Genomic DNA, 23,421 nt, shown 5'->3' on the forward strand with positions numbered 1-23,421 from the left:
AACGCCGTGCCTGACGCGCCCGAGACGGCCTCGGCCACCGCCATGGCGCAGGGCGAGGTCGTCCTGCTGGTCGAGGACAACGATCAGGTGCGCCAGATCTCGCATCTGCGGCTTGAGGTGATGGGCTATGCGGTGCTGGAGGCGGTGTCGGGGCCTGCGGCCTTGGCGATCCTGCAATCCGGCGCTGCGGTGGATCTGGTGTTCACCGACCTTGTGATGCCGGGCGGCCTGTCAGGCTACGAGGTGGCGCGCTATGTGCAGGAACACCATCCGACGATCCCGGTGCTGCTGACCTCGGGCTACGCCGAAGAGCTGGTGAACGGCGACAAGCTGTCCGCCAGCAACCTGACCCTGTTGCGCAAGCCTTACAGTCAGGCCGCCCTGGCCAAAGCGCTGCGCAAGGCGCTGGAGACCTGACCGAAAGACACCGCGCCGAAAACCTGTCGCCAAGGGGTCGTCACAGGGCACCAAATCCTGCGGGAAATTAGGGGGGATATGGTGTGGGATAAACATCCGATAATCAATATTATGTAAAATAACCCAAGACCCGCTCAGCCCTTGCGCAGGATGTAGATGTCCATGATCCAGCCATGTGCCGCCCGGGCCTTGGCGCGGGTTTCGATGATCTGGGCGCTGACCTCGGCCAAAGGACCGGACAGGATGACCTGTTCCTTCATGCCGACATAAGCACCCCACCAGATTGAAATTCCTGTCGGATCAAGCGATTGGAAGGAACAGTTGCCATCCAGCATGATGACCAGCGTCTCTGCGCCCGCAGGCCAGCCGTCGCGCAGCTGGCGGCCTGTGGTGATGGTCACGGCCTCGCCAATCTCGTTCAGCGGCATGACATGCGCCGCCGTCAGCGCCTGGATCGAGGTGATGCCCGGCACCACCGACACCGTGACATCCGTCAGACGGGCCGCGATTCGCAGCGTGCTGTCATACAAGGACGGATCGCCCCAGACCAGCAGCGCCACGGTCTGACATGGATGCGCGGCCATGGTCTGCGCCCAGACCCCTGCAATTGCGTCATGCCAGTCATTGACGCCAGCCTGATAGTCCGGATGGGCGGCATCGCGCACCGGCAGGTCAAACTCGACGAGTTTGACCGCCGGGTTCGTGATCACCTCGTCACAGATTGCGCGGCGCAGCTCGGCCAGATCGGCCTTGCCGCCTTTCCTTGGAATCATCACCAGATCGGCGGCATTCAGCGCCTTGACCGCCTGACGGGTCAGATGGTCCGGGTTGCCGGTGCCGATGCCGATCAGGTGCAGATGTGTCACGGTGCAGGCTCCGAATGCCAAAAGGTTACGACCAGCGCGCCAAGCGTCATCCAGGTGATCAGCCCCACCGCCAGACTGCGCGCCGCGAAGGCGGCGGACAGTTCCGGCGGCACGACGCCGCCAAACCCGGCCAGCTCTGGCGCGCCCCAGACATGCGGCGCGGCCAGCACGGCAAGCCCGATCGCCCTTTGCCACAGCGCCGGGGAATAGGCCAACAGCCCCAGTCCCGCAATCGTGCAGATCGCCGTGGCCATCCACCACAACTGGCGCGCCGTCAGATCGGCGGCGGGCGTTCCGGGCAGTTCCGGCTCCAGCCCCAAGGCCGGCATCAACTGGAAGGCGGCGAACCCGGCCAGCCCCCACAGCAGCCCCTCTGTCAGGCCCAACCGGATGCCAAAGGTCTCTGCCACCTGAATTCCTGCAAGCAAAACAAGGCCATAACCGCAGTATGTCAAGACTGCGAACAGCACGGTCAAGGCGTTCCGATACGGGCTTTCGTTGTCCTCGGCACCATGGTCATGGCCAGCCTCTGCCGCCGGCATGTCCATCCCCGGCATCGACTGCGCCATCGCGGCCGCCTGGTCGCCGGCACTTGGCCCACCCTTGAAATGCACAAGCGCACCGGACTCGTAGCGTTCGGCCAGCAGGATCTTGGGTTCCACCAAAAGATATTGCAGCAGGGCGCACAGCAACCCCGCCGCAAAGCCAGCGATCAACGCGCTGGACAGCATGTGTTTCATCTCAGGACGGCGCGTCCCGCCTCAGTGGCAGGGAAACCCGGTGGAATGGCGCATGTCATGGGCCGCGTCGTGCAGCGTCTGGCTGTGGGCAAAGCCCGAGGCGAACACCAGCGTCACGCCCAGAATGGCGGCGAAGGCGGCTTGCAGCAGCACCGAGGACCGGGCTTGGGTCTGGATCAGGTTCATCGTCATCTCCTAAGCCGTCACACCCGACGGCATCTTGTTTCACCACGCAGGGCCGGTCTCCTGACTCGCGGATCATAGCAGACCTTCCGCCTTCCCAATGGTTTCCCACCAGTGGCATCTGAAAGGCCGCTACCGCTTACAGTCGCGGGGGCGGTTGAGGCGTCGGATGCCCGTTCGGGTCCACCCTTCCTCATTCCCGTTTCAGTCCTGACGCTTTGCGCTTTGGACACCTTGCAGCGGCAGTTTGGCAGGAACCACCCCGCGCATCAAGGTCGGAAAACGGCATATCCCGGGTTTTGCCGACATCACCCCGGAATTCGCGCAAGGGCTTTCAGGCGCAAAGCGCCAAAGCCGCGCGCATCCGCAAAGGTGCCATCGGGTGACGCGCGGTACGCCTCTGCAAAGACAAGAATGTCCGGCAGATCGGCCTCGGTGATGTCCCCAAACAGATAGGCCGTCTTGCCCACTGCCCGAAACGCGAGGGTCGAGGGGCGTGTGCAGCCTGACATGCAGTCCACCTTGCGGATGGCATAGCCGGGCAGCGCCAAAGCCGCGGCAAAGCCACCCTGCCCCAGCCTGCAGGTCGCGCACAGGGTCAGCGTGTGCAAGACCTCGATGCCGCTCATATCCCCTCCATCAAGGGGCCAATCAGGATCAGGGCCGGGCCGTCATGCGCGTCAGCCAGCGCCGCACCCAGCGTGGCCACCGTCGCCCGCGTCAGCCGCTGCTCGGGCGTCGAGACGCTTTCGGCCAGCATCGCAGGCATGTCCGGCGGCAGACCCGCCGCGATCAGCTTGGAAGACAGCGCCGCAAAGGTCCGTTTTCCCATGAAAATCACCGTCGTCGCCTGCGGATCGGCCAAGGCCTGGATGTTCAGGTCGTCCGGCAGGCCGCCGGTCACATCATGGCCCGTGACAAACTGCACCCGCCGCGCCGTCAGCCGGCGCGTCAGCGGAATCCCCGCCGCCGCCGCCGCCGCCGAGGCCGAGGTCACACCGGGAACCACCTCAAACCCGATCCCCGCCGCGCGGCAGGCCTCGATCTCTTCCTCCAGCCGGCCAAACAGCCCCGAGTCGCCCGATTTCAGTCGCACCACCTTGGCGCCCGACTGCGCATAATCCACCAGCAAGCGGCTGACCTGATCCTGCTTGGGCGAAACGCGCCCTGCCCGCTTGCCAACGCCGACCAGATCGGCGCCCTCCCGCGCATGGGCCAGAATCGGACCCGAGGACAGATCATCGAACAAGATCGCATCCGCGCCCTGAATGCGCTTGAGCGCCTTGACCGTCAGCAACTCCGGATCGCCCGGGCCCGAGGAGACGAAAGACACAAACCCGCTCATGACGCTTCGGCGATCAAATGGAAGTAAGAGCCCGTCACAAGGCCGCGATAACTGCCGGTTTCGGCCACCTCAACCCCCTCTGCATCCACCACATGCGCCAAAGCCGGGTCGGGCTGCGCCACGATGGTCGAATAATGAAACTCATGGCCGCGCAGCCGCGTCCCCGCACCCTGCCCCGGCATCGCGGCCTTCAGCGTCGCCAGACGGTAGCCCAGATGCATCCTGCGCTTCTCGAAGCTGGTGACCAGCCCCAGAAGACCGGCCATGCGGTGGCGAGCCCCCGCCTTGTCAATCAAGCCCTCGCCCAGCACCATATAGCCGCCGCATTCGCCATGCACGCGGCCTGAAAAGCCCTGCAACCCGCTGCGGAACCGCTCTGCTGCCGCCAGCCGACCACCATGCAGTTCGGGATAGCCCCCCGGCAGCCAGCACACATCCGCCTCGGGCGGCGGCTCGTCGCCCAAGGGCGAAAAGGTCAGGATCTCGGCCCCCGCCGCGCGCCAGCCGTCCAGCAGATGCGGATAAATGAACGAAAACGCCTCATCCCGGGCCACGGCGATGCGTTGCCCCGGTGGCGTGATGCGCAAGGGTGCAGCACCGGTCGGCAAGGGAGAGGCTGCCGCCAAAACCGCGTCCAGATCGACATGCGCGGCCACAATGCGCGCCGCCTCGGTCAGGATCGCCTCCAGCTCGGGCAATTCCTCGGCCTGCACCAGTCCAAGATGCCGCTCGGGCAGTTCCATCGCCGCAACCCGCGGCAGCGCCCCCAGCACCCTTATGCCCGCCGCTTCGATCCCGGCGCGCAGCAGCCGTTCATGGCGGGGAGAGGCCACCTTGTTCAGCACCACCCCCGCCAACCGCAGCCCCGGCCGATAGGTCAGCAGCCCCAAGGCCACCGCCCCCGCCGTCTGCGCCTGACCGCCCGCGTCAATCACCAGCACCACCGGCCAGTCCAGATACAGCGCCAGATCGGCACTCGATCCCCTGCCCCATTCGCCCGGGCTTGCCACCCCGTCATGCAGCCCCATCGAGCCTTCCGCGATGACAAGATCCGCACCATTGCCCTTGCCCAGCAGGCTGGCCACCATGGCCTGCGACATCGCCCAGCTTTCCAGATTGAAACTGGCCCGCCCGGTCGCGGCGCGGTGGAAGGCCGGGTCAATGTAATCCGGTCCTGACTTGAAACACTGCACGTTCAAGCCCTTGGCTGTGAAAGCCCGCGCAAGGCCCAAGGTCAGCAGCGTCTTGCCGCTGCCCGAGGACGGCGCCGATATGATCACCCCGCCGGTCACTCGGGAAATCTCGGTTCCGTGCCGCGCGGGCGATAGCGGCGGTCGTAGTCATCGGCGTAAAGTCGGCTTTCCTCGAACCCTTCAGCCGCAAGGGCCCGGCCCACAAGGATCAGCGCCGTCCGGTCGATCTCGGGCCCGACGGCCGCTTCAATCGTGGCCAGCGTGGCGCGCACGATGCGCTGATCGGGCCAGGTGGCCCGCCAGACCACCGCCACCGGACACTGCGCACCATAGAACGGCACCAGTTCGCAAACCACCTGCCCCAGCGCGTGGATCGACAGGTGGATGGCCAGCGTTGCCCCGGTGCTGGCGAAGGCCGCCAAAGTCTCGCGCTCCGGCATCGAAGAGGCCCGACCAGAGGTCCGCGTCAGCACCACGCTCTGCGCCAGCCCCGGCAGCGTCAACTCCACCGCCAAAGCCGCCGCCGAGGCGGCAAAGGACGGCACCCCCGGCGTCACGTCATAGGCGATGCCAAGCGCGCGCAGGCGGCGCAACTGCTCTCCCATCGCCGACCAGATCGAAACATCGCCGGAATGCAGACGTGCGACATCAAGGCCTTGCGCATCTGCCGCCGCGATCTCGGCCACGATGGCGTCCAACGACATCGGCGCGGTGTTGATAATCCGACAGCCCGGCGGGCAATGCGCCAGCACGCCTTCCGGCACCAGAGACCCGGCATAAAGGCAGACCGCAGAACTGGCGATCAGATCGCGCCCGCGCAGCGTCAGCAGATCGGCCGCCCCCGGACCGGCGCCAATGAAATGAACCGTCATGCTGCACCTTCCGCCAAAGCCGCCACCGCCATCCCGTCCGGTCCGGTGCGCCGTCCGGCAATCAGCCGCGCCCCCGGCCCCGCAGCCGCAAGGGCCGAAGCCTCCGCGACCGAACCCGTGCCATATTCCGCCATCACCCGGGCCGAGCCTTCGACACCCTGCGCCTCAAGACAGGCGCGGGAAATTCCGTGAACTTTCAGCCCCAAGCTGTTGGCCAACCTGATCAATCCCGGTTCATGCATTTTGTCTTCCGCCGTGGCCAAAGCCTCGACCTTGCCCACCAAAGCCAAAGCCGCCGCCAGACTTTCCGCCGAAGCCCCGCGCCTGAAGCCAAGCCCCGCCACGATCATGTCTCGATACTCCACTGCACGACAGGCCGCGCGGCCTCCCAGCCGCGCTTGGACCCCAAGGCCCCGGCCTCCGCAAGATCAATCCGCATCAGCGACCCGCCCTTCGCCCCATGCCAGTGATACAGCAGCGCCTCGGTCTCCAGCGTCACCGCGTTCATCACCAGCCGCGTGCCCGTGGGCAGCCGCGGCCACAGCGCCGCCAGCAGCGCCTCGCTGGCGCCACCGCCGACAAACACCACATCCGGCGCGGGCAAATCGGCCAGCACATCCACCGCCTTGCCCGGATGCAGATGCCAGCGATGCGCAAGGCCGAAACTCTCGGCATTGCCCCGCGCCCGCGCGCCGCGCGCGGCATCAGCCTCCACCGCATGGGCGACAGACCCCGGCGCGGCCAACAGGAATTCGATGGAAACTGAGCCCGACCCGCTGCCCAGATCCCACAGAACCTCGCCGCCCCGTGGGGCCAAGGCCGACAGCGTCAGCGCCCGGATGCCACGCTTGGTGATCTGCCCGTCATGGGCGAACATTTCATCCGGCAGACCCGACGCCTTCGGCATGCCGCGCCCGACACACTCCAATGCCACCGCCACAGGCGCTGAAAACACCTCAGACCCAATCGTTTGCGCCACAGTCTTGACAATCCGCTCGCGCGGGCCGCCCAAAGCTTCCAGCACCTGCAGGGAGGATGCGCCGAAGCCTTGCGCCACAAGGTACATCGCCAGCTCCCCCACCGCAGCACCATCGCGCATGAGGCAGATCACCCGCTGCCCCCGCGCCAGCACCGGACGCAGCCGTGCCAAGGGGGCGGCATGCAAGCCAAGGCATAACACCTCCTCCAGCCGCCAGCCCAGCCGATTTGCCGCCAGCTGGAAGGTGGACAGGGCAGGATGGCTGACCCATTCGCCCGGCTGCAGATGCCCGACCAGCGCGCCACCCGCACCATGCCAGAACGGATCACCCGAGGCCAGAACCGCCACCCGCCGCCCCCGCTCGGCCAGCACCGGGGTGATCGAAAACGGCACGCCCCATTCCCGGCCCTGCCCCCCGGCCAAAGCCAGATGCCGCGGCGCACCGAAGATGATTTCCGCTTGCGCAAGCGCCTCACGCGCGGCAAGGCTCAGGCCGGCCAGCCCATCCTCATTCAGCCCAATGATTGAAAGCCACGCCTCAGCCATGACAAAGGTCCTTCTCCTCGGCGGAACCACCGAAGCTTCCATGATGGCGAAATCCCTGTCTGATCAGGGGATTGCGGGCATCTTCTCTTACGCCGGGCGCACCGAAAGCCCCGTGGTGCAACCGCTGGCGCAGCGCATCGGCGGATTTGGCGGCGTCGCAGGTCTGGTCGCCTATCTGCGCGATGCGGCCATCACCCATGTCATTGACGCCACCCACCCCTTTGCCGCCCAGATGAGCACCCACGCGGTGGCGGCGGCCCAGATCACCGGCCTGCCGCTGATCGCGCTGGAGCGTCAGCCGTGGCGACCGACGCCCGAGGATCGCTGGCTGAGCGTTCCCGACATGGCCGCAGCCCTTGACGCCTTGCCGGACGATCCCGCTCGCATCTTCCTTGCCATCGGCCGCCAAAACCTTGAGGTTTTTGCCGCAAAGCCCCAGCATCATTACCTTTTGCGCCTTGTGGACACACCCCAGGGACTGCCCTTGCCCAAGGCAACGGCGGTGATCTCGCGCGGGCCCTTTGACCTGCCGGGTGATCTTGACCTGCTGACAACCCACCGCATCACCCATATCGTCGCCAAGAATGCCGGCGGTGTCGGCGCGCGCGCCAAGCTGGACGCCGCCCGCCTCCTGCACTTGCCGGTCATCCTGATTGACCGTCCCGCGATACCGCACAGGCACAGCGTCGAGACGGTGGCAGAGGTGCTGGCCTGGCTTCATCCCGCAAACCTTGGCGTGTAAACGAAATTCCCCACCCGTCTGGTGGCCGAGTTCCCGACGATCACCACGGTCCGCATATCCGCCATCTCGGGTCTGGCCTCGGCCAAAGGAACGGTGCGCAGCGCCTGATCGGGGGTGGATACGGCGCGGGCAAATGAAATTAACCTGTCAGGCCCGCAACTTGCCCGCAAAACCTCTAGCGTCTTCTCAAACCCCTCCGGCCGGCTGGCCGAGCGCGGGTTGTAAAACGCCATCGCCAGATCCGCCTCTGCCGCCAGACGCAGGCGGCGTTCGATCAGCGACCATGGCTTGAGGTTATCTGACAGGTTGATGCAGGCAAAGTCATGGCCCAAAGGCGCGCCCAAGGCTGCCGCCGCCGCCAGCATGGCCGTGATGCCCGGCAGCACCGAGACGTCAAGCGCTTGCGCCTCAGGCCAACCCTCCATCGCCTCGAACACGGCAGAGGCCATGGCGAAGACCCCCGGATCACCTGAAGAAACGACTACAACACTTTGACCTTGCAGCGCCATTTCCAAAGCATGGCGGGCGCGGTCAATCTCCACCCTATTGTCGGATGGATGCAGTGTCAGGCCCGGACGCGCCGCGACCCGGGCCACATAGGGGATGTAGCCCACAACATCGGTGGCCTGCATCAGCGCGGCTGTGACCTCGGGTGTCACCATGGCCTCAGCCCCCGGGCCAAGGCCGACAATATCCAGACGTCCGGTCATTCCTGCACCTCGGGCCGGCGGCCATGGCCATGGACGAGGACAATGGCGAAATACGGGCAATCCTCGGCCCGGGCCTCGGCCAGACGCTGGATGCGCTGATTGGGCATCGTGCCGGCCTCGACCAGCCATGCGGCATCCAGACGACCAGCGGACTCCAGCGCGCGGCGGATTTTCGGCAGGTTGCGCCCGGTTTTCATCACCACCAAAGCGTCGGCCTGCGCCATCAAGCGGGTCAGATCGGCTTCAGGCAAGGTGCCCATCAGCACCGTCAGCACGTCATCACCCCAGGTGATGGGCGTGCCCGTGGCCGTCCAGCAGCCCGACATGCCGGTGATGCCGGGAATGACCTCCATCTCAACAACGCCGTGCAAGCGACTGTAAAGATGCATGAAAGATCCGTAGAAGAAGGGGTCGCCCTCGCACAGAACCACGACATCCGAGGTCGCGGTCAAGGCCTTCAGCTTCGCGGCCCAATCATCATAGAAATGCGCCAGCGCGGCGTTATAGTCCGGCCCGTCGAAGGGCAGTTCGGTGGTGACGGGATATTCCATCGCGTGTTCCACCACATCCGCCCGCAACAGCCCGTTCACGATGCGTCGGGCCTGCCCGGCCCGGCCCGCTTTCCGAAAATGCGCGATTTGCGTGGCCTGCGTCACCGCCCGATGCGCCCGCAGGCTCATCAGATCGGGGTCGCCGGGGCCAAGGCCGGTGCAAATGATCTTTCCATATTTCTGGCCCATCTTATTCCTTCCGGCTCGCCAGGGCATTGACCGCCGCCACCGTGATGGCCGAGCCGCCAAGCCGCCCCTCGACCACAATCGACGGCACTGGCAAGACCTCCATCAGTGCGGCTTTCGATTCTGCGGCGCCCACAAACCCCACCGGACAGCCGATGATGGCGGCAGGGCGCGGGCAAGACTCGTCTTCCAACATGTTGAGAAGATGAAACAAAGCCGTCGGCGCATTGCCAATGGCCACCACCGCGCCCGCCAAATGCGGCCGCCACAGCTCCAGCGCCGCAGCAGAGCGGGTGTTGCCCATCGCCTTGGCCATCTCTGGCACGCGGGGGTCGTTCAGGGTGCAGATCACCGCGTTTTGCGCTGGCAGCCGGGTTCGGGTGATGCCTTCCGACACCATCCGCGCGTCGCACAGGATCGGCGCGCCAGCCTCCAGCGCTTCGCGGGCGGCGATGGCCATACCAGGGGAGAAGCGCACGAACCGCTCCAGCCCAACCATGCCGGCGGCGTGAATCATGCGGACAGCGACCACCTCTTCCTCGGGCGTGAAGCGGGCAAGATCGGCCTCGGCCCGGATCATGGCAAAGCTCTGCAGATAGATCGCAGCGCCGTTGGTTTCGTAAAGATGCGGCATTTACAGGGCCTTGCGCAGGGTTTCTAAGGTGATTTCAGAGGGTTTCAGCACCGCACCAAGCTCTCCGGCCCGGGCATGGGCTGACAGGCTGAAGCCGTGACGGGTGGCAGACAAGGTCAAATCGGCCGGACCGGGATGCGCGCAGCCTTTGCTGCAGCCCGACACGTGCAGCATCTGGCCAAGCGGCACCGCGGACGCCAGACGCCGCGCCAAAGGCCGGGTCTCTTGCAGGGCTTGCGGGCAGCCGGGGGCGCCGGTGCAGGCGATCACGCGCAGGCGCGGGTCCTGTGGCGTGGTGATCAACGACGGATGGCTGGGCAGGCCCGCGTCCAGCAGCAGCAGCATCCGCCACGGCGTGACACGGACGGCGGCGGCCATGGTGGCCATCTCGGCCAGCAGTTCGGCACGCAGGATGCCAAATTCAAAGCCCACCAGCGCGCCCTGCACGATCTGGCCCGGCAGGATCTGGCCCGGGGCGGCGGCAGGCGCCTCGGCGGCGGGGGCTTGCGAGGTGTCAAACGGCATGGCGTCCTTGGGATGCCGCGCCATGCGCCCGCGCCCCTCCGTGATCCCGCCCGAGGCGGCAAACCACTCTGCCATCCGCATCGCTTGTGGAACCGCCTCTGCCAATGTCACGGCCTGCCCGCCCGACGCGCCATCCGCCCGCAGGATCAGGCCCCCGGAGGCGGCGCGTTCGATGCGGATGTCGCTGGAGGTGCCAGCCAGTACACGCGTCGCCCCGATGTCCAGCGCAAAGCCGAATTTCCCCGGCAGATCCGGGCCTTGGCGCAAGGCGCTGTACAGATCAGCGGCCAGCGTCTCGGCCCAGGCCCCATGCCAGAAGGGGGTCAGCACGACGTTGCGGTGGCTTTCGGTCTGGGCGTCGGGGTCGATCAGGCCAAGGGCGTCCAACGCGGCGATCAACGGGCCGTGGCTTTGCGCCGTCACCCCGCGCAACTGCACATTGGCCCGCGCCGTCAGTTCGATCAGACCATTGCCATGGGCCAAAGCCGCCGCCGCGATGCCACGCAATTGGGCGGCAGTCAGATGCGCCAGACGCGGGCGGATCCGCAGCACCAGGCCGTCGCCCGATGGCATGGGCCGCAGCGCCCCGGGGCACCAACCTTTGATCGCATGATCACCCATTTGCACGCCTCACGTCCATCGCGATGGAGTTGCGCCGGGTCAGCCACAGACCCGCCTCGCGCAGCCGCAGGAAGGTGTCCTGCATGGCCTGCAGAGCTGCCGGATTTTCGGCGTGAAGGAAAGCCCGCAGATCGTCGCGGCCCAGGGTCGCCTCGTGGTAGAGGTCGAAAAGATGGGGGGGAACCACCTCGGCAAGATGTGCAAAGGCGGCCATGTGGTCGAGGGTGGCGGCAATCTCGGCGGCCCCGCGGAAGCCGTGGCGCATCATGCCATCGGCCCAAGCCGGGTTGGCGGCGCGGGCGCGCACGACGCGGGCGATTTCTTCCGACAGGGTGCGGGCCTGCGGCGTGTCGGGACGGGTGGCGTCAAGATGATAGAGCGTGGGCTTTTTCGCGCCAAGCCGCGCCATGGCGGCGGCAAAGCCCGCCTCGTGCGCGGCATAGTCCTGCGCCACCAGCACATCGGTTTCGGCAAGGTCCTGACTGTGGATGAAGCTGTCGGCCTTGGACAGCCGCGCCTCAAGGGCGGCGCGGTCCTGACGGCTTTCGCCATCCTGCCCGATGGCCCAGCTGGAGGCTTGCAACCAAGCCTCTCCGGCGGCGGCGCGCGCTGCGTCCGAGAAGTCGTCATGGCCCATGCCAAGGCCATAGCGGCCCGGTTCGGGGGCGAAAACCCGGGGGCTGGCGGCGGCGTAGGGATTGTCCTCGGGCGCTTCTTCGCGCTGGCCAAGGGCCGCGGCGCCGGTCTCGAACACTTGGGCAAGGCCGGGAAAGATGTCGCGGAACAGGCCCGAGACGCGCAGCGTGACGTCAATGCGCGGTCGGTTCAAAAGCGCCAGCGGGATGATTTCCACGCCCGAGACGCGGGCGGAATTGTCGTCCCATGTCGGCGAAAGGCCCGCCAGATGCAATGCCATGGCGAAATCCTCGCCCGCCGTGCGCATGGTGGCCGAGCCCCAAAGGTCCACGACCAGACCCTTGGGATACTCGCCATGGTCCTGCAGGTGGCGGCGGATCAGCTCTTCGGCCAGCTTGATGCCCTGCGCATGGGCGGCCCGCGAGGGAACGGCGCGTGGGTCGACCGAGTAGAGGTTGCGCCCGGTCGGCAGCACGTCGCTGCGGCCCCGGTTGGGCGAGCCTGCGGGGCCGGGCGGGACGCGCTGGCCGGACAGGGCAGTCAGCAGGCCAAGCCGTTCAGCCGCGCCCTGCGGGCCACGGCCGAAGATATGCAGGCCGTCGCCATACTGGCTTTCCTTGATGTCGCAGACAAAGCGGTCAATCCGGGTGATCGCCTCCGCGGGCGAGGCGTTGGGCGGGATCGCCAGATCCGCCTCGACGCCCTGCGCCTGCGCCTCGTCCCGAATGGCGCGGATCAGGCGGTCGCGGCGGGACGGGTCGATGCCGTCGGCGGTGGAATATTCGTCCAGAAGCCGTTCCAGACGTTGCAAAGTTTCGGGAACCCCGGCTTCGGCCAAGGGCGGCGGCATGTGACCCAGAGTGACCGCCCCGATGCGGCGCTTGGCTTGGGCGGCCTCACCCGGGTCGTTGACGATGAAGGGGTAGATGACGGGCAAAGGTCCGATCAGCGCCTCGGGCCAGCAGGTGGCGGACAGGGCGACCGATTTGCCCGGCAGCCATTCCAGCGTGCCATGCGCCCCCATGTGGATCAACGCGTGCAGGCCTTGGGCGCGCAGCCACAGATAGAAGGCGACATAGGCGTGGCGCGGGGTCGCCGAAAGGTCGTGATATTCGGCATCGCGCTGCGCCACGCGGCCGCGTTCGGGCTGCAGCGCGATCAGGGTGGAGCCTCGGCGGATGCAGGGGAAGTGGAAGGCGCTGTCCTTGACCGACGGATCCTGCTCGGGCGGGCCCCAAAGGTGAAGGGCCGCGCGAAGATCATCGGGCAGGGTGTTGAGGGCGCTCAGATATTCGGAAACCGGCCACAGGGCGGCCTCGTGCTGAAGCACCTCGGCCGCAAGCGGGGCTGCATCGGTGGCGTAGCCTGCGGCGCACAGGTCGCACAGCAGCGCCTCGGTCGAGGCCAGCGCGTCAAGACCGACGGCATGCGCCATCTGATGCGCCCGGCCCGGATAGGTGGACAGGATCACGGCCAGCTTGCGATCCGCCGCAGGGGTGGCGGACAGCTGGTGCCAGGCCTTGACCTTTTGAACCACCGCCACGATCCGCCCGTCATCCGGCCGATGCGCGAAGCGCGAGAATTGCAGATCGGGGTCTTGCTTGCCCGGCGATTTGAAGCTGATCACCCCGGCCAAAAGACGGCCATCGACCTCGGGCAAGACCACATGCATCGCAAGGTCCGAGGGCGACAGGCCCCGGGCCGAGCCTGCCCAATCCCTGCGGCGCGCGGTCGACAGGGCGACCTGAAACACCGGACAGCCCCCGTCCAGGGGCGAGGTGCCATCCGGCCCCTTGGCGGAAAAGGCGGTGGCGTTGATCACGGCCACGGGCTGCGCCGCGCGCAGCGTCTGGGCGACCCAGTCGGCAGCAGCCCCCTTCAGCGAGGGGGCGAAAAGGCCGAAGGCCTGCAACCCGGCCTCGCGCAGGGCAAGGATCAGGGCATCGATCGGCGCAGTGTCGGCGGCCGTCAGATAGCTGCGATAGAAAACAACCGCCACGGCAGCGGGGGAACAGGCCGTCACAACCCCCTGCCCCGGCTCGTAAAACCCGCAGTCGGGCACGCGCTTGTCCCCCAGCACCGGGCCAGCATAAAGCCCGGCCGCCAGCGACAGTTGCGCCAGCGCGGCTTGGGCCGCCACAGCACCGCCCGCATCACAAAGTTCTGCCAAGCGCCGCAAGGTCGAAACGGGAAGCGTCGAAATCTCGTCCAGCCTTGCGTCCTCGCGGCCATCGGCGGGCAACACGGCAAGGGCAATCCCCTTGCGCCGCGCCAGATCGCCAAGGCTGGCCAGACCATAGGCCCAATAGGCCTCGCCGCCGATCAGCCGCACCAGAATGGCCTTGGCGCCCGAGGCGGTCTTGTCGATATAGGTGTCGACCGAGACCGGGTGTTTCAGCGCGACCAGATTGCACAGGCGCAACAGGGGCAATTTGCCCATGCTGCGCTTCCAGCCCGCCGCGAAGGCGCCCAGATCACTGTCCGAAAATGACAGCACCAGCAGATCCGCCGGGTCCTGACCCGGATCGAACGGCGTGGCCGTCTCTTCCAGCCCGTGACTTTCGCGGAAGGTGACGTGCATGTCAGGCGCCCAAGGTCGCGCGGATGGCGGCTGCGTCGATATCGCCACGCTCGGCAATCACCACCAGATGCGAGCTGCGCGGCAGGCTGCCCCACGGCCGGTCATACTGGCTGCGCACCCGCTCGCCCACCGCCTGCACCAAAAGGCGCATCGGTTTGCCGGTGACGGCGACATAGCCCTTCACGCGCAGGATCTTCTGCTCGCGCGCCAGGCGCACAATCGCGGCGGCCAGCACATCGACCGAGGCGACCTCGGCCAGGTCGACGACGACCGAGTTGAAATCGTCATGTTCGTGCGGCTCGTCGCCGTCGTGGTGGCTGGGGCGTCCGGCCAGATCGTCCTCGGCGGCCGCGTTGAGGCCAAGGATCACGCGGGGGTCGATGACGCCCTCGCTCATCGTCAGGATCGGCAGGGTCCGGCCCTTTTCGGCGGCTTCCGCCACGATCACGGCGCGGGCTGCCGCCACACCGGCTTCCCCGGCCAGATCGGCCTTGGTCAGCAAGACGATGTCGGCGCACGAGATCTGGTCTTCAAAAACCTCGCCCAGCGGCGTGTCATGTTCGCCCGCCGCAATCTGCGCCTCGGTCAGTTCCCCGGCGAAATGACCCGAGGCCACGGCTTCGGCATCGGCAAGCGTGATCACGCCATCAACGGTGATCAGGCTGCGGATGCCCGGCCAGTCGAACGCCTTGAGCAGCGGCTTGGGCAGCGCCAGGCCCGAGGTTTCGATCAGGATATGGTCGGGCCGGTGCGGCAGGGCCAGCAAGGCCTCGATCGTCGGGATGAATTCATCCGCCACGGTGCAGCAGATGCAGCCGTTGGCCAGTTCCACGATGTTTTCCACCGGGCAATTCTCATCGGCGCAGGATTTCAGGATGTCGCCATCGACCCCCACGGTGCCGAATTCATTGACCAGAACGGCAAGCCGCTTGCCCTGCGGATTGGCCATAAGATGGCGGATCAGCGTCGTCTTGCCCGCGCCCAGAAAGCCGGTGATCACGGTCACGGGGATTTTTGCAAGGTTGGTCATTCAGGCCTCCGGCATTTGGGATTCGAGGGGCGGGATTCGGGCGATGGATTGTTTTCGGAAGATCACCGGGCGTTCGCGCCACGGCACCAGTCCGTCGGTGGTCTTGGCATAGGCGGCCGCACCCGCCAGGATATCAGCCGCGTTGTCTTCGGTCATGCGGCCATAAACATAGCCCCAGGCGCCGGGTTTGGACAGCGCCACCGAGGCGCCGGTGTTGCAAGCCGACAGGCAGTCGATCGGCAGGACGGTGACGCCTTCGGGCACCGGCAAGGCCGCGATGGCCGCCCACAGGCGCGCGCCTGTGCAGGCCTCGCCCTCCGCGACCGGTCGTCCCGCCTTGCAGGTCATGCAGATGTGCAGTCTCGCGGCCATCATCATCCTTAAAGGGGCAATGCCGCGAACAGGGGGATACCCCCCACTTCGCCACGGCACACCCCGTCCGTCAAAGTCGTCTACGCTGGCAGGTCTCCCGGCTTGCGAAGCTGGGGTTTCCCCCGGATCAGCCGCCTTCCCGGTTGCCCAGTGGCTTGGCTGACCTCTCCGGTCACGGTCGCGGGGGCGGCTGCGCCTTGGCTTTCGCCTGTCGCATTCCCTTTTAGCCTGTCGTAAGACAAGCACCAACGTCGCCTCACCTCTGGCAGGATGGGCGCTTAACGTCAAGGACACCCGCCGCCATGTCATCCACCGATTCCGACACCCCGCCTGAATCCGCCACCATCTCTGACGCCAATCCCGATGCACGGCACAACGCCAAGATGGCCAAGAAGAAGGCCGCGCGTGACAAGATCATGGCGGGCAAGGCCGGCGACAAGGGGCTGATCATCGTCCACACCGGGACGGGCAAAGGGAAAAGCTCCTCGGGCTTCGGGATGATCCTGCGCTGTGTGGCGCATGAGATGCCCTGCGCCGTCGTGCAGTTCATCAAGGGGGCCTGGGATACCGGCGAACGCCGCCTGCTGACCGAGAATTTCAGCGACCTTTGCGAATTCCACGCGATGGGCGAGGGCTTTACCTGGGAAACGCAGGACCGCGCCCGCGACATCGCCGCCGCCCAAGCCGGCTGGGCCAAGGCGAAAGATCTGATCCGCGACCCCGACATCCGCTTCGTCCTGCTGGACGAGATCATCATCGCCATGCGCTACGACTATATTGCAACCGACGAGGTGGTGGCCTTCCTGAAGGCCGAAAAGCCGCCCCTGACCCATGTCTGTCTGACCGGCCGTGGTGCGTCCGAGGCTTTGATCGAGGCCGCCGATCTGGTGACCGAAATGACGCTGGTCAAGCACCCGTTCCGCTCTGGCATCAAGGCGCAGCCGGGGGTCGAGTTTTGAAGCTGATTGCCTGGGATTTCGATGGTGTACTCAACAAGGGCCATCAGGGCGGCTTTCATGAATGGCAATCCAGCTTCGAGGCTGATCTCGGTGTTTCGGCATCGGTCTTCACCGACTTCATGTTCGGTTCCGGTCTGTTCAACGAGGTCCTGACGGGCAAGCGCGACCTCATGGACCTGCTGGCCGACTGGAAAGCCACCCATGCTGTCCCGCATGAGGTGGACGCCGTCTTGGACTACTGGCTGAGCAAGGATGCCAACCCTGATGCGCAGGTGCTGACATGGCTTGATGCCTGCCCGGTGCCGGGCGTGATCGCCACCAACAACGAGGCGCATCGGGCGAACTATATGTGGGAAAAGATGGGCTTTCAGGCGCGGATGCAGAAGATCTTCGCCTCGGGCCCGTTGGGGGTGAAAAAGCCCGACGGCAAATTCTTCGCCGCGATCGAGGACTGGTGCGGCCTGCCTGCCGCCGAGATCCTGCTGATCGACGACGCCGAAAAGAACATCACGGCCGCCGCCGCGCGGGGCTGGCAGACTTTCCATTTCACCGATGAAACCCGGGCCGGATTGCCTGAGGTTCTGGGAATATCCCGATGACCGCCATCATGATTCAGGGCGCAGGCTCCAACGTCGGCAAGTCACTGATCGTGGCGGGGCTGTGCCGGGCGGCCAGATTGCGGGGCCTGTCCGTCGCCCCGTTCAAGCCGCAGAACATGTCCAACAACGCCGCCGTCACCGTGGACGGTGGCGAGATTGGCCGGGCGCAGGCGCTGCAGGCGCTGGCCTGCGGGCTGGAGCCGCACACCGACATGAACCCGGTGCTGCTGAAGCCCGAATCCGAAGTGGGGTCACAGGTGGTCGTGCACGGCAAGCGCGTGGCCACGGTAAAGGCGCGGGACTATGCGGCGCTGAAACCCTCGCTGATGGCACCGGTCTTGCAAAGCTTTCACCGGTTGAGCGCCGCGTATGATCTGGTGATCGTGGAGGGGGCTGGCTCTCCGGCAGAGGTGAACCTGCGCGCGGGCGATATTGCCAACATGGGGTTCGCCATGGCGGCGGGTGTGCCGGTGGTGCTGGTCGGCGACATCGACCGGGGCGGCGTGATTGCGCAGATGGTGGGGACGCAAGCCGTGCTGGCGCCCGAGGATGAGGCGCTGATCAAAGGCTTTATCATCAACAAGTTCCGCGGCGATCCTCAGCTGTTCGACGATGGCTACCGGCTGATTGAAACCCGCACCGGATGGCAGGGGCTTGGCGTCCTGCCCTATTTCCCGCAGGCGTGGCGTCTGCCTGCCGAGGATGCGCTCGACATCGCCCCCACAGCCGGCGAGGGCGTCAAGATCGTCTGCCTGCAACTGTCGCGCATTGCCAATTTCGACGACCTTGACCCGCTGAAATCGGAACCCGGCATCCAAGTCCAGATGATCCGCGCCGGCGAGGCGATCCCCGGCGACTGCGCCCTTGTCATCATCCCGGGCAGTAAATCCACGCGCGGCGATCTGGCCTACCTGCGCCAACAGGGCTGGGACATTGATCTTCTGGCGCATCACCGGCGCGGCGGGCGGATCTTGGGGATTTGCGGCGGGTATCAGATGCTTGGCACCAAAGTCTCGGACCCCGAGGGTATCGAGGGACCGGCCGGCGTGACCGAAGGGCTGGGCCTTCTGGACATCGAAACCACGATGACCCCGGACAAGCGCCTGACCCGCACCCAAGCCATCCATGCCGCCACCGGGCAACCGATCGAGGCCTATGAAATCCACATCGGCCGTTCGGATGGCGCGGACCGCGCGCGCCCCTTCGCGACGATCGACGGGGCGCCCGAAGGCGCACACTCTGCCGATGGCCGGGTCATGGGCAGCTATCTGCATGGCATGTTCGCGCAGGATGCCTTCCGGGCGGCGTTCCTGCAAGGGCTGGGCCTGCCCGCCACACACCGCAACCACGGTGCCGAGGTGGAGGCGACACTTGACCAGCTTGCCGCCCATATCGAGGCGCATCTGGACGTCTCGGCCCTGCTGCGGCTGGCCCAAGGCTGAGACCTGCGCGGCAGAAGGGCCATCTGCCGCTTTTACACGATGGCCAGCACCGCGATCAGCGCGGCCAGCGCCAGAACCGCCGCCAGGTACAGGTTCAGCCCGCGCCCCAGATCCATCGGCCCGGGATTGGGCGCGCCCTCGTTCACCCAAGGCTCGGACGACATTGCGCCGTCGTAGACCCGAGGTCCTGACAGCCGCACGCCAAGCGCACCGGCCACCGCCGCCTCGGGCCAACCGCCGTTGGGCGAGCGGTGGTGCCCGGCATCCGCCACCATGACCTTCAACGCCAGTTTCCAGCGCGCGCCCGAGACCGCGACGAACAGCAATGCCGTCAGACGGGCAGGCACAAGATTGACCAGATCATCCAGCCGCGCCGCCGCCCAGCCAAAGGCGCGAAAGCGCGGGCTCATGTGGCCGATCATCGAATCCATCGTATTGATCGCCTTGTAGGCGGCAATCCCGGGCAGCCCGAAGATCACGCCCCAGAACAACGGGGCCACCACCCCGTCCGAGGCATTCTCGGCCAGGCTTTCCAGCGCCGCCCGTGCGACACCAGAGGTGTCCAGTCGCGCCGGATCACGCCCGACGATCATCGCCACCGCATCGCGGGCCCCCTGCAGATCGCGCCGCGTCAAGGGCCGCGCCACCCGCAGGACATGGTCATAGAGCGAGCGGCCCGCCACCAGGGGCCAGGCAAGAAGCCCGGTCAGGATCGCACCCCAGAAGCCGCCGGGCAGGACCCAGACGATCAGCTGCGCCACCATCCAGGCCAGGGCGGTCACGCCAAGGCAGACCGCAACCCCCTTCAGCCGCCGTTTCCAGAACGGGTCCTGCGACAGGTTCATCCGCGCCTCGGCCCATTCGATCAGCCCGCCGAGCCATGTCACCGGATGGCCCACGCGGTCATAAAGCCGGTCGGGCCAGCCCAGGACCGCATCCACCGCCATCGCCACCAGCATCGCACCCGCAAACAGCATGACCACCCTCCGTCTTTTGCCGCGGGTGATCCTTGAAAAAACGCCCCGGCGCAAGGCCGCAGCCGCCGTTTCAGGTGCGGTTCACGCCAGAAGCGTCGCGCAATGGCTGCGCAATATGGCCAAAGCGGCCGCTACGGCGCCCCGGTCAACTGGCGCATGTCATCAAGGTATTGATAATTGGGCAACGGCATCCCGTCCGGTCCGCGCCCCAAAGCCGACAGCGAGTAGACAAAGCCCAGATACCACGGCGTCCCATCCGGTTTCAGTTGGTCGTTCGGCGGCGCCCCCTCGACCGCGCCATAGGTCGAGCCGTAGACGTGATGGGTCTTGAAAATCGCGTCGGCCTTCAACAGGAAGTGGTCGATGAACCAAGGGCGCGACTGGATGAAATCGTCCCACTCGGCCTTGGGGACAACGGGCAGGCCCCGACAGGGGGCGCCACGATGAAAGACCTTGCAGCGCAGGAAATCCTCTTCGGTCATTCCGTCCGGCAGGTTCCATTTCTGCGCAAAGGCCGCGTCTAGGGCCGTGCCCGCCGCCAACCCCGCCTGCATGCCGCGCACATAGGTGAATTCCGTCACGAAAATTGGTTTGCTGGTCAGGCTTTGCGTGAAATCCAGCGCGGCGGAGATCTGATCCAGCCGCTCGACATGGGTGTGCAGGTCCACGCCATCGACATAGGGTGTCTTGTCGGCAAACTCCAGCAACTGGCGGACCGAAGGCAAGCGCTGCAACTCGGGCAGGTCTAGACGGTTGAAGGCGCCGACGAACAGCTTTTCCTTGTCGCGCAGGCCGGCCTTGATCAGGTAATCGTTCACATGGGCCGTAACCCGTTCATAAAACACCACAAGGGGGATGCCGCCATAGGCAGGGTTCTTCTTCCAATCGACGCGGAAGGTGTTCACGAAGGGTTCGTTGCCCGAAATCAGGATCGAGACACCGGGGTTCAGCCGGTCAAGGATCTTGGTGTCCAGAAAGTCGAACAGCGCCTGTTCCTGCGGCGAGCCGGGCAACGGCGGATGCTGGCCCGCCGCCATGAAATCCCATTTCAGGCTGAGGATGGTTTTCGCCGTACCGCTCTGGCCCGCCGAGATGAAGGCCTGCCACTTGTCCTCCGCCATGCGCGGCGCCGTCTGCCCGGCATCCATCGCGGCCTTGGCCGAGACGACGTCCACGAAAGCCCGCACCCAATGCGCCCCGGTCTGGTCCACCATGCGCGGGTCGAACTGGCCCGGCAGGCCGTTGATGTTGAGCCCGATCTGATCCTCCAGTGGCAGGCACCCGGCAAAGGGCGCAGCCGCAGCCCCCTGCAGCACACCGTCGGCGCAAGGGGCGCTGACCGCCACCGTGTCGCAACTGCCCCCCTTGGGCACGCTGGGCGACGAATACAGCGTGATGCTGGACCCGTCGGCAACCGTCATGTCATAAGGGGCCGTCCCCACATGGCAGGCGCTGCCCGCCCAGACCGGCGAGACCGCCAAGGCCAATCCCACCACCGCCAAAGCGCGAATGCCGCGCCCCCTCCCAATGCATGCCGTCATCAAACCCGCCCTATCCGCCGTTCACCCTGCCGGACGCCGCGGCAAAATCCTGCCCTGCGGTCCGCCGTTTGATGGCTTTTAGCACAGGCGCCCCACACCGCGCGGTCACGCCGGCAAACAATGTCGTGAGGGGGCCGGCCCCCTGCCCCGATCATCCGACCACCGGCTGGTCCTGATTGACCAGCCGGGCGGGCAGCAAGCTGACATAGGCCTCTGGCAAATCGCGCCGCACAACGCCGCGTCTGACCAATTCATCCAGACAATACAGCACCAGCGAATGGCTCATGAAGACGGCCGCGCCCAAGATCGCCAGATGCATCAGCTGCGCCGCGCCCATCTTGTCAGGTTCGGCGATGTTGCGGATGTAAATCCCGTCGCCATCCACCAGCTGATCGCTGACCAATCGGGCTTTCAGGCGCTTTGCTTGCGAGTTTCGCAGCGGCATGGACTTGTTGAACATGAATTTGTGCAGATAGAATCCTTGCCGCCGCAGTTCGGTATCGACCCCGCCCAGCATCGGCTCTCCGCGATAAAGCCGCATGTAACGCAGCTCCACGATCACCGCGACCGCCGCTTTCAAGGCCTGTTCCGCCCCGCGAAACACCCGGTTTTCGCCGCCCTGAATGTCGATCTTCAACAGATCGAACGGCGGAACCCCCTCGGCCCGGTCCAGGGCGATCGACTCGAATTTGATCTTGTCCACCAAAGGGGTCACCCGCATCCCAAGGGCCTGAATGGCGCGGGCGTAAAGGTCGAAGATCGAGGTCATGCCGGACGATTTGTAGACCCGCAGCTCGCAGGACGCGCCATCGCCCACGGCAAAGGGAAAATAGGTCTCATCCGCCGTTCTGGTTGCCTGCAGTTTCGCAAACGCCTCGGCCTGCGGTTCAAACCCCACCACCCGGCAGCCCCCCACCTTCAGCAAGTCGGCATAGGGCGGAGGATGGATCGGATTGGCCCCGATATCGACCACCGTGGTCTTTCGCGGCAGCGGCAGTTCTGCCAGCAAAAGCGAGACGACCGGGCCGGTTTCCCAGACCTCGGCAAGACTTTGGTGCGCAATGATAACCATGCCAATCCCCGACCCGGTCCCGCCTTTGGCAGGTGCGCGGAGCCCAATACCGCCGCGCCCCACGTTGACGCCATATGAGCGCGGACGCAAGCATGACGGGAAGGTCATGCGCAAACTCAACCCTTGCGGTCCCTGCGCGATGTCATTTTCAGCAGGCCGATGGAACAGGCCACCGCCTGCCATCCGGCGCGCGGGATGGCACGATTGCGCAGATTTGGGCCACGCATCACGATCAGACCCTGCGCCCTTTGCGTTCGAAGGGCGAGTAGACCGGGAAAAACAACCCCATCGCAGATGGAAATAATGCGTGGAACACATTGGCCTACCTGGATTTTCCGCGATCCCCCCCGTGATGCGCACGCGTGTTCCCACAGGGGTGTGTGGGATGAACACTGACAAACGGGATCGACCCGGCCTCAACGCGGGCAAAGCTGGAAGCGCGAAAAGCCCCCGATGGCTGCGGCGCAGGCGGGCGGGGTGGTGTCATCCTTGGCCACCCAGCGCCTTGCCCTGTCGCAGCGGTGACACGGTGGCCGCCGCGCCCGCTCGAATTCCGTGTTGCAAGATTGATGGCACGCAATAGGGTTGCGACAGGCAGGTCCCTCTGCCTATCCCTGAACCCGGAGGCAAACCATGCCATCAGATGTAGACGCTCTCGAAAAGCTCGTCAAAAAACTGACAGATGAATTTCAGAAAGAAAAGCAACTGACGGCCAAGTTGACCCAAGAGATCAAGAACGAACTCGGCGGAATGCCGAAGAAGATATTTGAAAGGGAAGTCAAGCCAATCATCGACTCGGCCAAGAAGATGGAAGAGGCGCGCGTCGAGATCAAATCCCAAGAGCAGGCGATCAAACGGCTGGAACGACAGGTCGAAATCCTGCAGAAGGACCTTGCAGCGCTGAAGAAAGACGCCCTGACCGAGGTTGATATCAGGCCCTTCAAAAGCCTTCTCAAATAGTCGCGCGGGGCGCCCGCCCTTTGGTCGGATCCGAACAGACCGAAGGCTGTGGCTGTTCAACGGCCTGATCGCCGATATCGGTTGGCCTTGCACATCCTCTGCAAAGAGGATGCGCTGGACCTGCGGATCCTGCCACACAGCC

The 23,421-nt window shown here is 65.7% G+C and carries 25 protein-coding genes and 2 riboswitches; of the genes, 5 read left to right on the forward strand and 20 right to left on the reverse strand.

Annotated features, from left to right (window positions below; all coding sequences use genetic code 11):
• Positions 1–417: response regulator (locus AC1Y2B_RS20745; RefSeq protein ID WP_482255036.1), on the forward strand; the 417-nt coding region annotated here is incomplete at its 5' end.
• Positions 418–551: 134 nt separating this feature from the next.
• Here the strand turns inward: AC1Y2B_RS20745 and cobF are convergent.
• The 9 genes from cobF to cbiE all read right to left on the reverse strand — a co-directional run bounded on the left by cobF (position 552) and on the right by cbiE (position 7,141).
• A complete protein-coding gene (cobF, locus tag AC1Y2B_RS20750; protein ID WP_482255037.1) occupies positions 552–1,283 on the reverse strand; it encodes a precorrin-6A synthase (deacetylating) in 732 nt (243 codons plus the stop codon).
• The gene (locus AC1Y2B_RS20755; protein WP_482255038.1) at positions 1,280–2,023 is read right to left on the reverse strand and encodes a CbtA family protein; all 744 of its coding nucleotides are present in this window, start codon (positions 2,021–2,023) and stop codon (positions 1,280–1,282) included. Before AC1Y2B_RS20755 ends, cobF begins: the two co-directional genes overlap by 4 nt.
• 21 nt (positions 2,024–2,044) lie before the next feature.
• Complete coding sequence (locus AC1Y2B_RS20760) at positions 2,045–2,209, reverse strand: CbtB domain-containing protein (protein ID WP_482255039.1); 165 nt, start codon at positions 2,207–2,209, stop codon at positions 2,045–2,047.
• A 33-nt stretch (positions 2,210–2,242) separates the two neighbouring features.
• A riboswitch (cobalamin riboswitch) is annotated at positions 2,243–2,458 on the reverse strand.
• 56 nt (positions 2,459–2,514) lie between these two features.
• Positions 2,515–2,835, reverse strand: coding sequence for a DUF1636 family protein (locus AC1Y2B_RS20765; RefSeq protein ID WP_482255040.1), 321 nt, complete (start codon positions 2,833–2,835; stop codon positions 2,515–2,517).
• A complete protein-coding gene (cobA, locus tag AC1Y2B_RS20770) occupies positions 2,832–3,551 on the reverse strand; it encodes a uroporphyrinogen-III C-methyltransferase (protein WP_482255041.1) in 720 nt (239 codons plus the stop codon). The genes AC1Y2B_RS20765 and cobA overlap by 4 nt, the downstream gene beginning before the upstream one ends.
• Positions 3,548–4,843 carry a cobyrinic acid a,c-diamide synthase CobB gene (locus AC1Y2B_RS20775; protein ID WP_482255042.1) on the reverse strand — a complete coding sequence of 432 codons (1,296 nt, stop codon included), beginning with the start codon at positions 4,841–4,843 and terminating at the stop codon, positions 3,548–3,550. The genes cobA and AC1Y2B_RS20775 overlap by 4 nt, the downstream gene beginning before the upstream one ends.
• Positions 4,840–5,616, reverse strand: coding sequence for a precorrin-4 C(11)-methyltransferase (cobM, locus tag AC1Y2B_RS20780; protein WP_482255043.1), 777 nt, complete (start codon positions 5,614–5,616; stop codon positions 4,840–4,842). The genes AC1Y2B_RS20775 and cobM overlap by 4 nt, the downstream gene beginning before the upstream one ends.
• Positions 5,613–5,966 (reverse strand): cobalamin biosynthesis protein, encoded by a 354-nt coding sequence (locus tag AC1Y2B_RS20785; protein WP_482255044.1) that lies wholly within the window; start codon positions 5,964–5,966, stop codon positions 5,613–5,615. The genes cobM and AC1Y2B_RS20785 overlap by 4 nt, the downstream gene beginning before the upstream one ends.
• The gene (cbiE, locus tag AC1Y2B_RS20790; protein WP_482255045.1) at positions 5,963–7,141 is read right to left on the reverse strand and encodes a precorrin-6y C5,15-methyltransferase (decarboxylating) subunit CbiE; all 1,179 of its coding nucleotides are present in this window, start codon (positions 7,139–7,141) and stop codon (positions 5,963–5,965) included. The genes AC1Y2B_RS20785 and cbiE overlap by 4 nt, the downstream gene beginning before the upstream one ends.
• Here cbiE and AC1Y2B_RS20795 point away from each other — a divergent pair.
• Positions 7,140–7,883: a cobalt-precorrin-6A reductase gene (locus AC1Y2B_RS20795; RefSeq protein WP_482255046.1), complete on the forward strand. Its 744-nt coding sequence runs from the start codon at positions 7,140–7,142 to the stop codon at positions 7,881–7,883. The genes cbiE and AC1Y2B_RS20795 overlap by 2 nt on opposite strands.
• Here the strand turns inward: AC1Y2B_RS20795 and cobJ are convergent.
• Genes cobJ through AC1Y2B_RS20830 form a run of 7 tightly spaced genes read right to left on the reverse strand, consistent with a single transcriptional unit; the run spans position 7,859 to position 15,729 of the window.
• Positions 7,859–8,593, reverse strand: coding sequence for a precorrin-3B C(17)-methyltransferase (gene cobJ / locus AC1Y2B_RS20800; RefSeq protein ID WP_482255047.1), 735 nt, complete (start codon positions 8,591–8,593; stop codon positions 7,859–7,861). The genes AC1Y2B_RS20795 and cobJ overlap by 25 nt on opposite strands.
• Positions 8,590–9,333, reverse strand: a complete 744-nt coding sequence (locus AC1Y2B_RS20805; RefSeq protein ID WP_482255048.1) for a precorrin-2 C(20)-methyltransferase — start codon at positions 9,331–9,333, stop codon at positions 8,590–8,592. Before AC1Y2B_RS20805 ends, cobJ begins: the two co-directional genes overlap by 4 nt.
• Position 9,334: 1 nt before the next feature.
• Positions 9,335–9,964 carry a precorrin-8X methylmutase gene (locus AC1Y2B_RS20810; protein WP_482255049.1) on the reverse strand — a complete coding sequence of 210 codons (630 nt, stop codon included), beginning with the start codon at positions 9,962–9,964 and terminating at the stop codon, positions 9,335–9,337.
• Positions 9,965–11,110, reverse strand: a complete 1,146-nt coding sequence (cobG, locus tag AC1Y2B_RS20815) for a precorrin-3B synthase (protein WP_482255050.1) — start codon at positions 11,108–11,110, stop codon at positions 9,965–9,967. It abuts the gene before it with no gap.
• Complete coding sequence (cobN, locus tag AC1Y2B_RS20820; RefSeq protein WP_482255051.1) at positions 11,103–14,327, reverse strand: cobaltochelatase subunit CobN; 3,225 nt, start codon at positions 14,325–14,327, stop codon at positions 11,103–11,105. Before cobN ends, cobG begins: the two co-directional genes overlap by 8 nt.
• A gap of 1 nt (position 14,328) precedes the next feature.
• A complete protein-coding gene (cobW, locus tag AC1Y2B_RS20825) occupies positions 14,329–15,357 on the reverse strand; it encodes a cobalamin biosynthesis protein CobW (protein WP_482255052.1) in 1,029 nt (342 codons plus the stop codon).
• On the reverse strand, positions 15,358–15,729 hold the full coding sequence (locus AC1Y2B_RS20830) for a DUF1636 family protein (RefSeq protein WP_482255053.1): 372 nt from the start codon (positions 15,727–15,729) through the stop codon (positions 15,358–15,360). It lies immediately after the preceding gene.
• A 70-nt stretch (positions 15,730–15,799) separates the two neighbouring features.
• A riboswitch (cobalamin riboswitch) is annotated at positions 15,800–15,994 on the reverse strand.
• Between the two features lie 37 nt (positions 15,995–16,031).
• Here AC1Y2B_RS20830 and cobO point away from each other — a divergent pair.
• The 3 genes from cobO to AC1Y2B_RS20845 are packed head-to-tail and all read left to right on the forward strand — an operon-like array spanning position 16,032 to position 18,729.
• Positions 16,032–16,688, forward strand: coding sequence for a cob(I)yrinic acid a,c-diamide adenosyltransferase (cobO, locus tag AC1Y2B_RS20835; RefSeq protein WP_482255054.1), 657 nt, complete (start codon positions 16,032–16,034; stop codon positions 16,686–16,688).
• A complete protein-coding gene (locus AC1Y2B_RS20840) occupies positions 16,685–17,287 on the forward strand; it encodes an HAD family hydrolase (protein ID WP_482255055.1) in 603 nt (200 codons plus the stop codon). The genes cobO and AC1Y2B_RS20840 overlap by 4 nt, the downstream gene beginning before the upstream one ends.
• A complete protein-coding gene (locus AC1Y2B_RS20845) occupies positions 17,284–18,729 on the forward strand; it encodes a cobyric acid synthase (protein WP_482255056.1) in 1,446 nt (481 codons plus the stop codon). The genes AC1Y2B_RS20840 and AC1Y2B_RS20845 overlap by 4 nt, the downstream gene beginning before the upstream one ends.
• Positions 18,730–18,761: 32 nt before the next feature.
• Here the strand turns inward: AC1Y2B_RS20845 and cbiB are convergent, their stop codons facing one another.
• The 4 genes from cbiB to AC1Y2B_RS20865 form a co-directional block, all read right to left on the reverse strand.
• A complete protein-coding gene (gene cbiB, locus AC1Y2B_RS20850) occupies positions 18,762–19,706 on the reverse strand; it encodes an adenosylcobinamide-phosphate synthase CbiB (protein WP_482255057.1) in 945 nt (314 codons plus the stop codon).
• A gap of 131 nt (positions 19,707–19,837) precedes the next feature.
• Positions 19,838–21,247, reverse strand: a complete 1,410-nt coding sequence (locus AC1Y2B_RS20855) for a hypothetical protein (RefSeq protein WP_482255058.1) — start codon at positions 21,245–21,247, stop codon at positions 19,838–19,840.
• 151 nt (positions 21,248–21,398) lie between these two features.
• A complete protein-coding gene (locus AC1Y2B_RS20860) occupies positions 21,399–22,319 on the reverse strand; it encodes an FkbM family methyltransferase (RefSeq protein ID WP_482255059.1) in 921 nt (306 codons plus the stop codon).
• A gap of 639 nt (positions 22,320–22,958) precedes the next feature.
• The coding region (locus AC1Y2B_RS20865; RefSeq protein ID WP_482255060.1) for a hypothetical protein at positions 22,959–23,421 on the reverse strand (463 nt) is incomplete at its 5' end.

The sequence above is a fragment of the Stagnihabitans sp. genome (assembly GCF_964946895.1).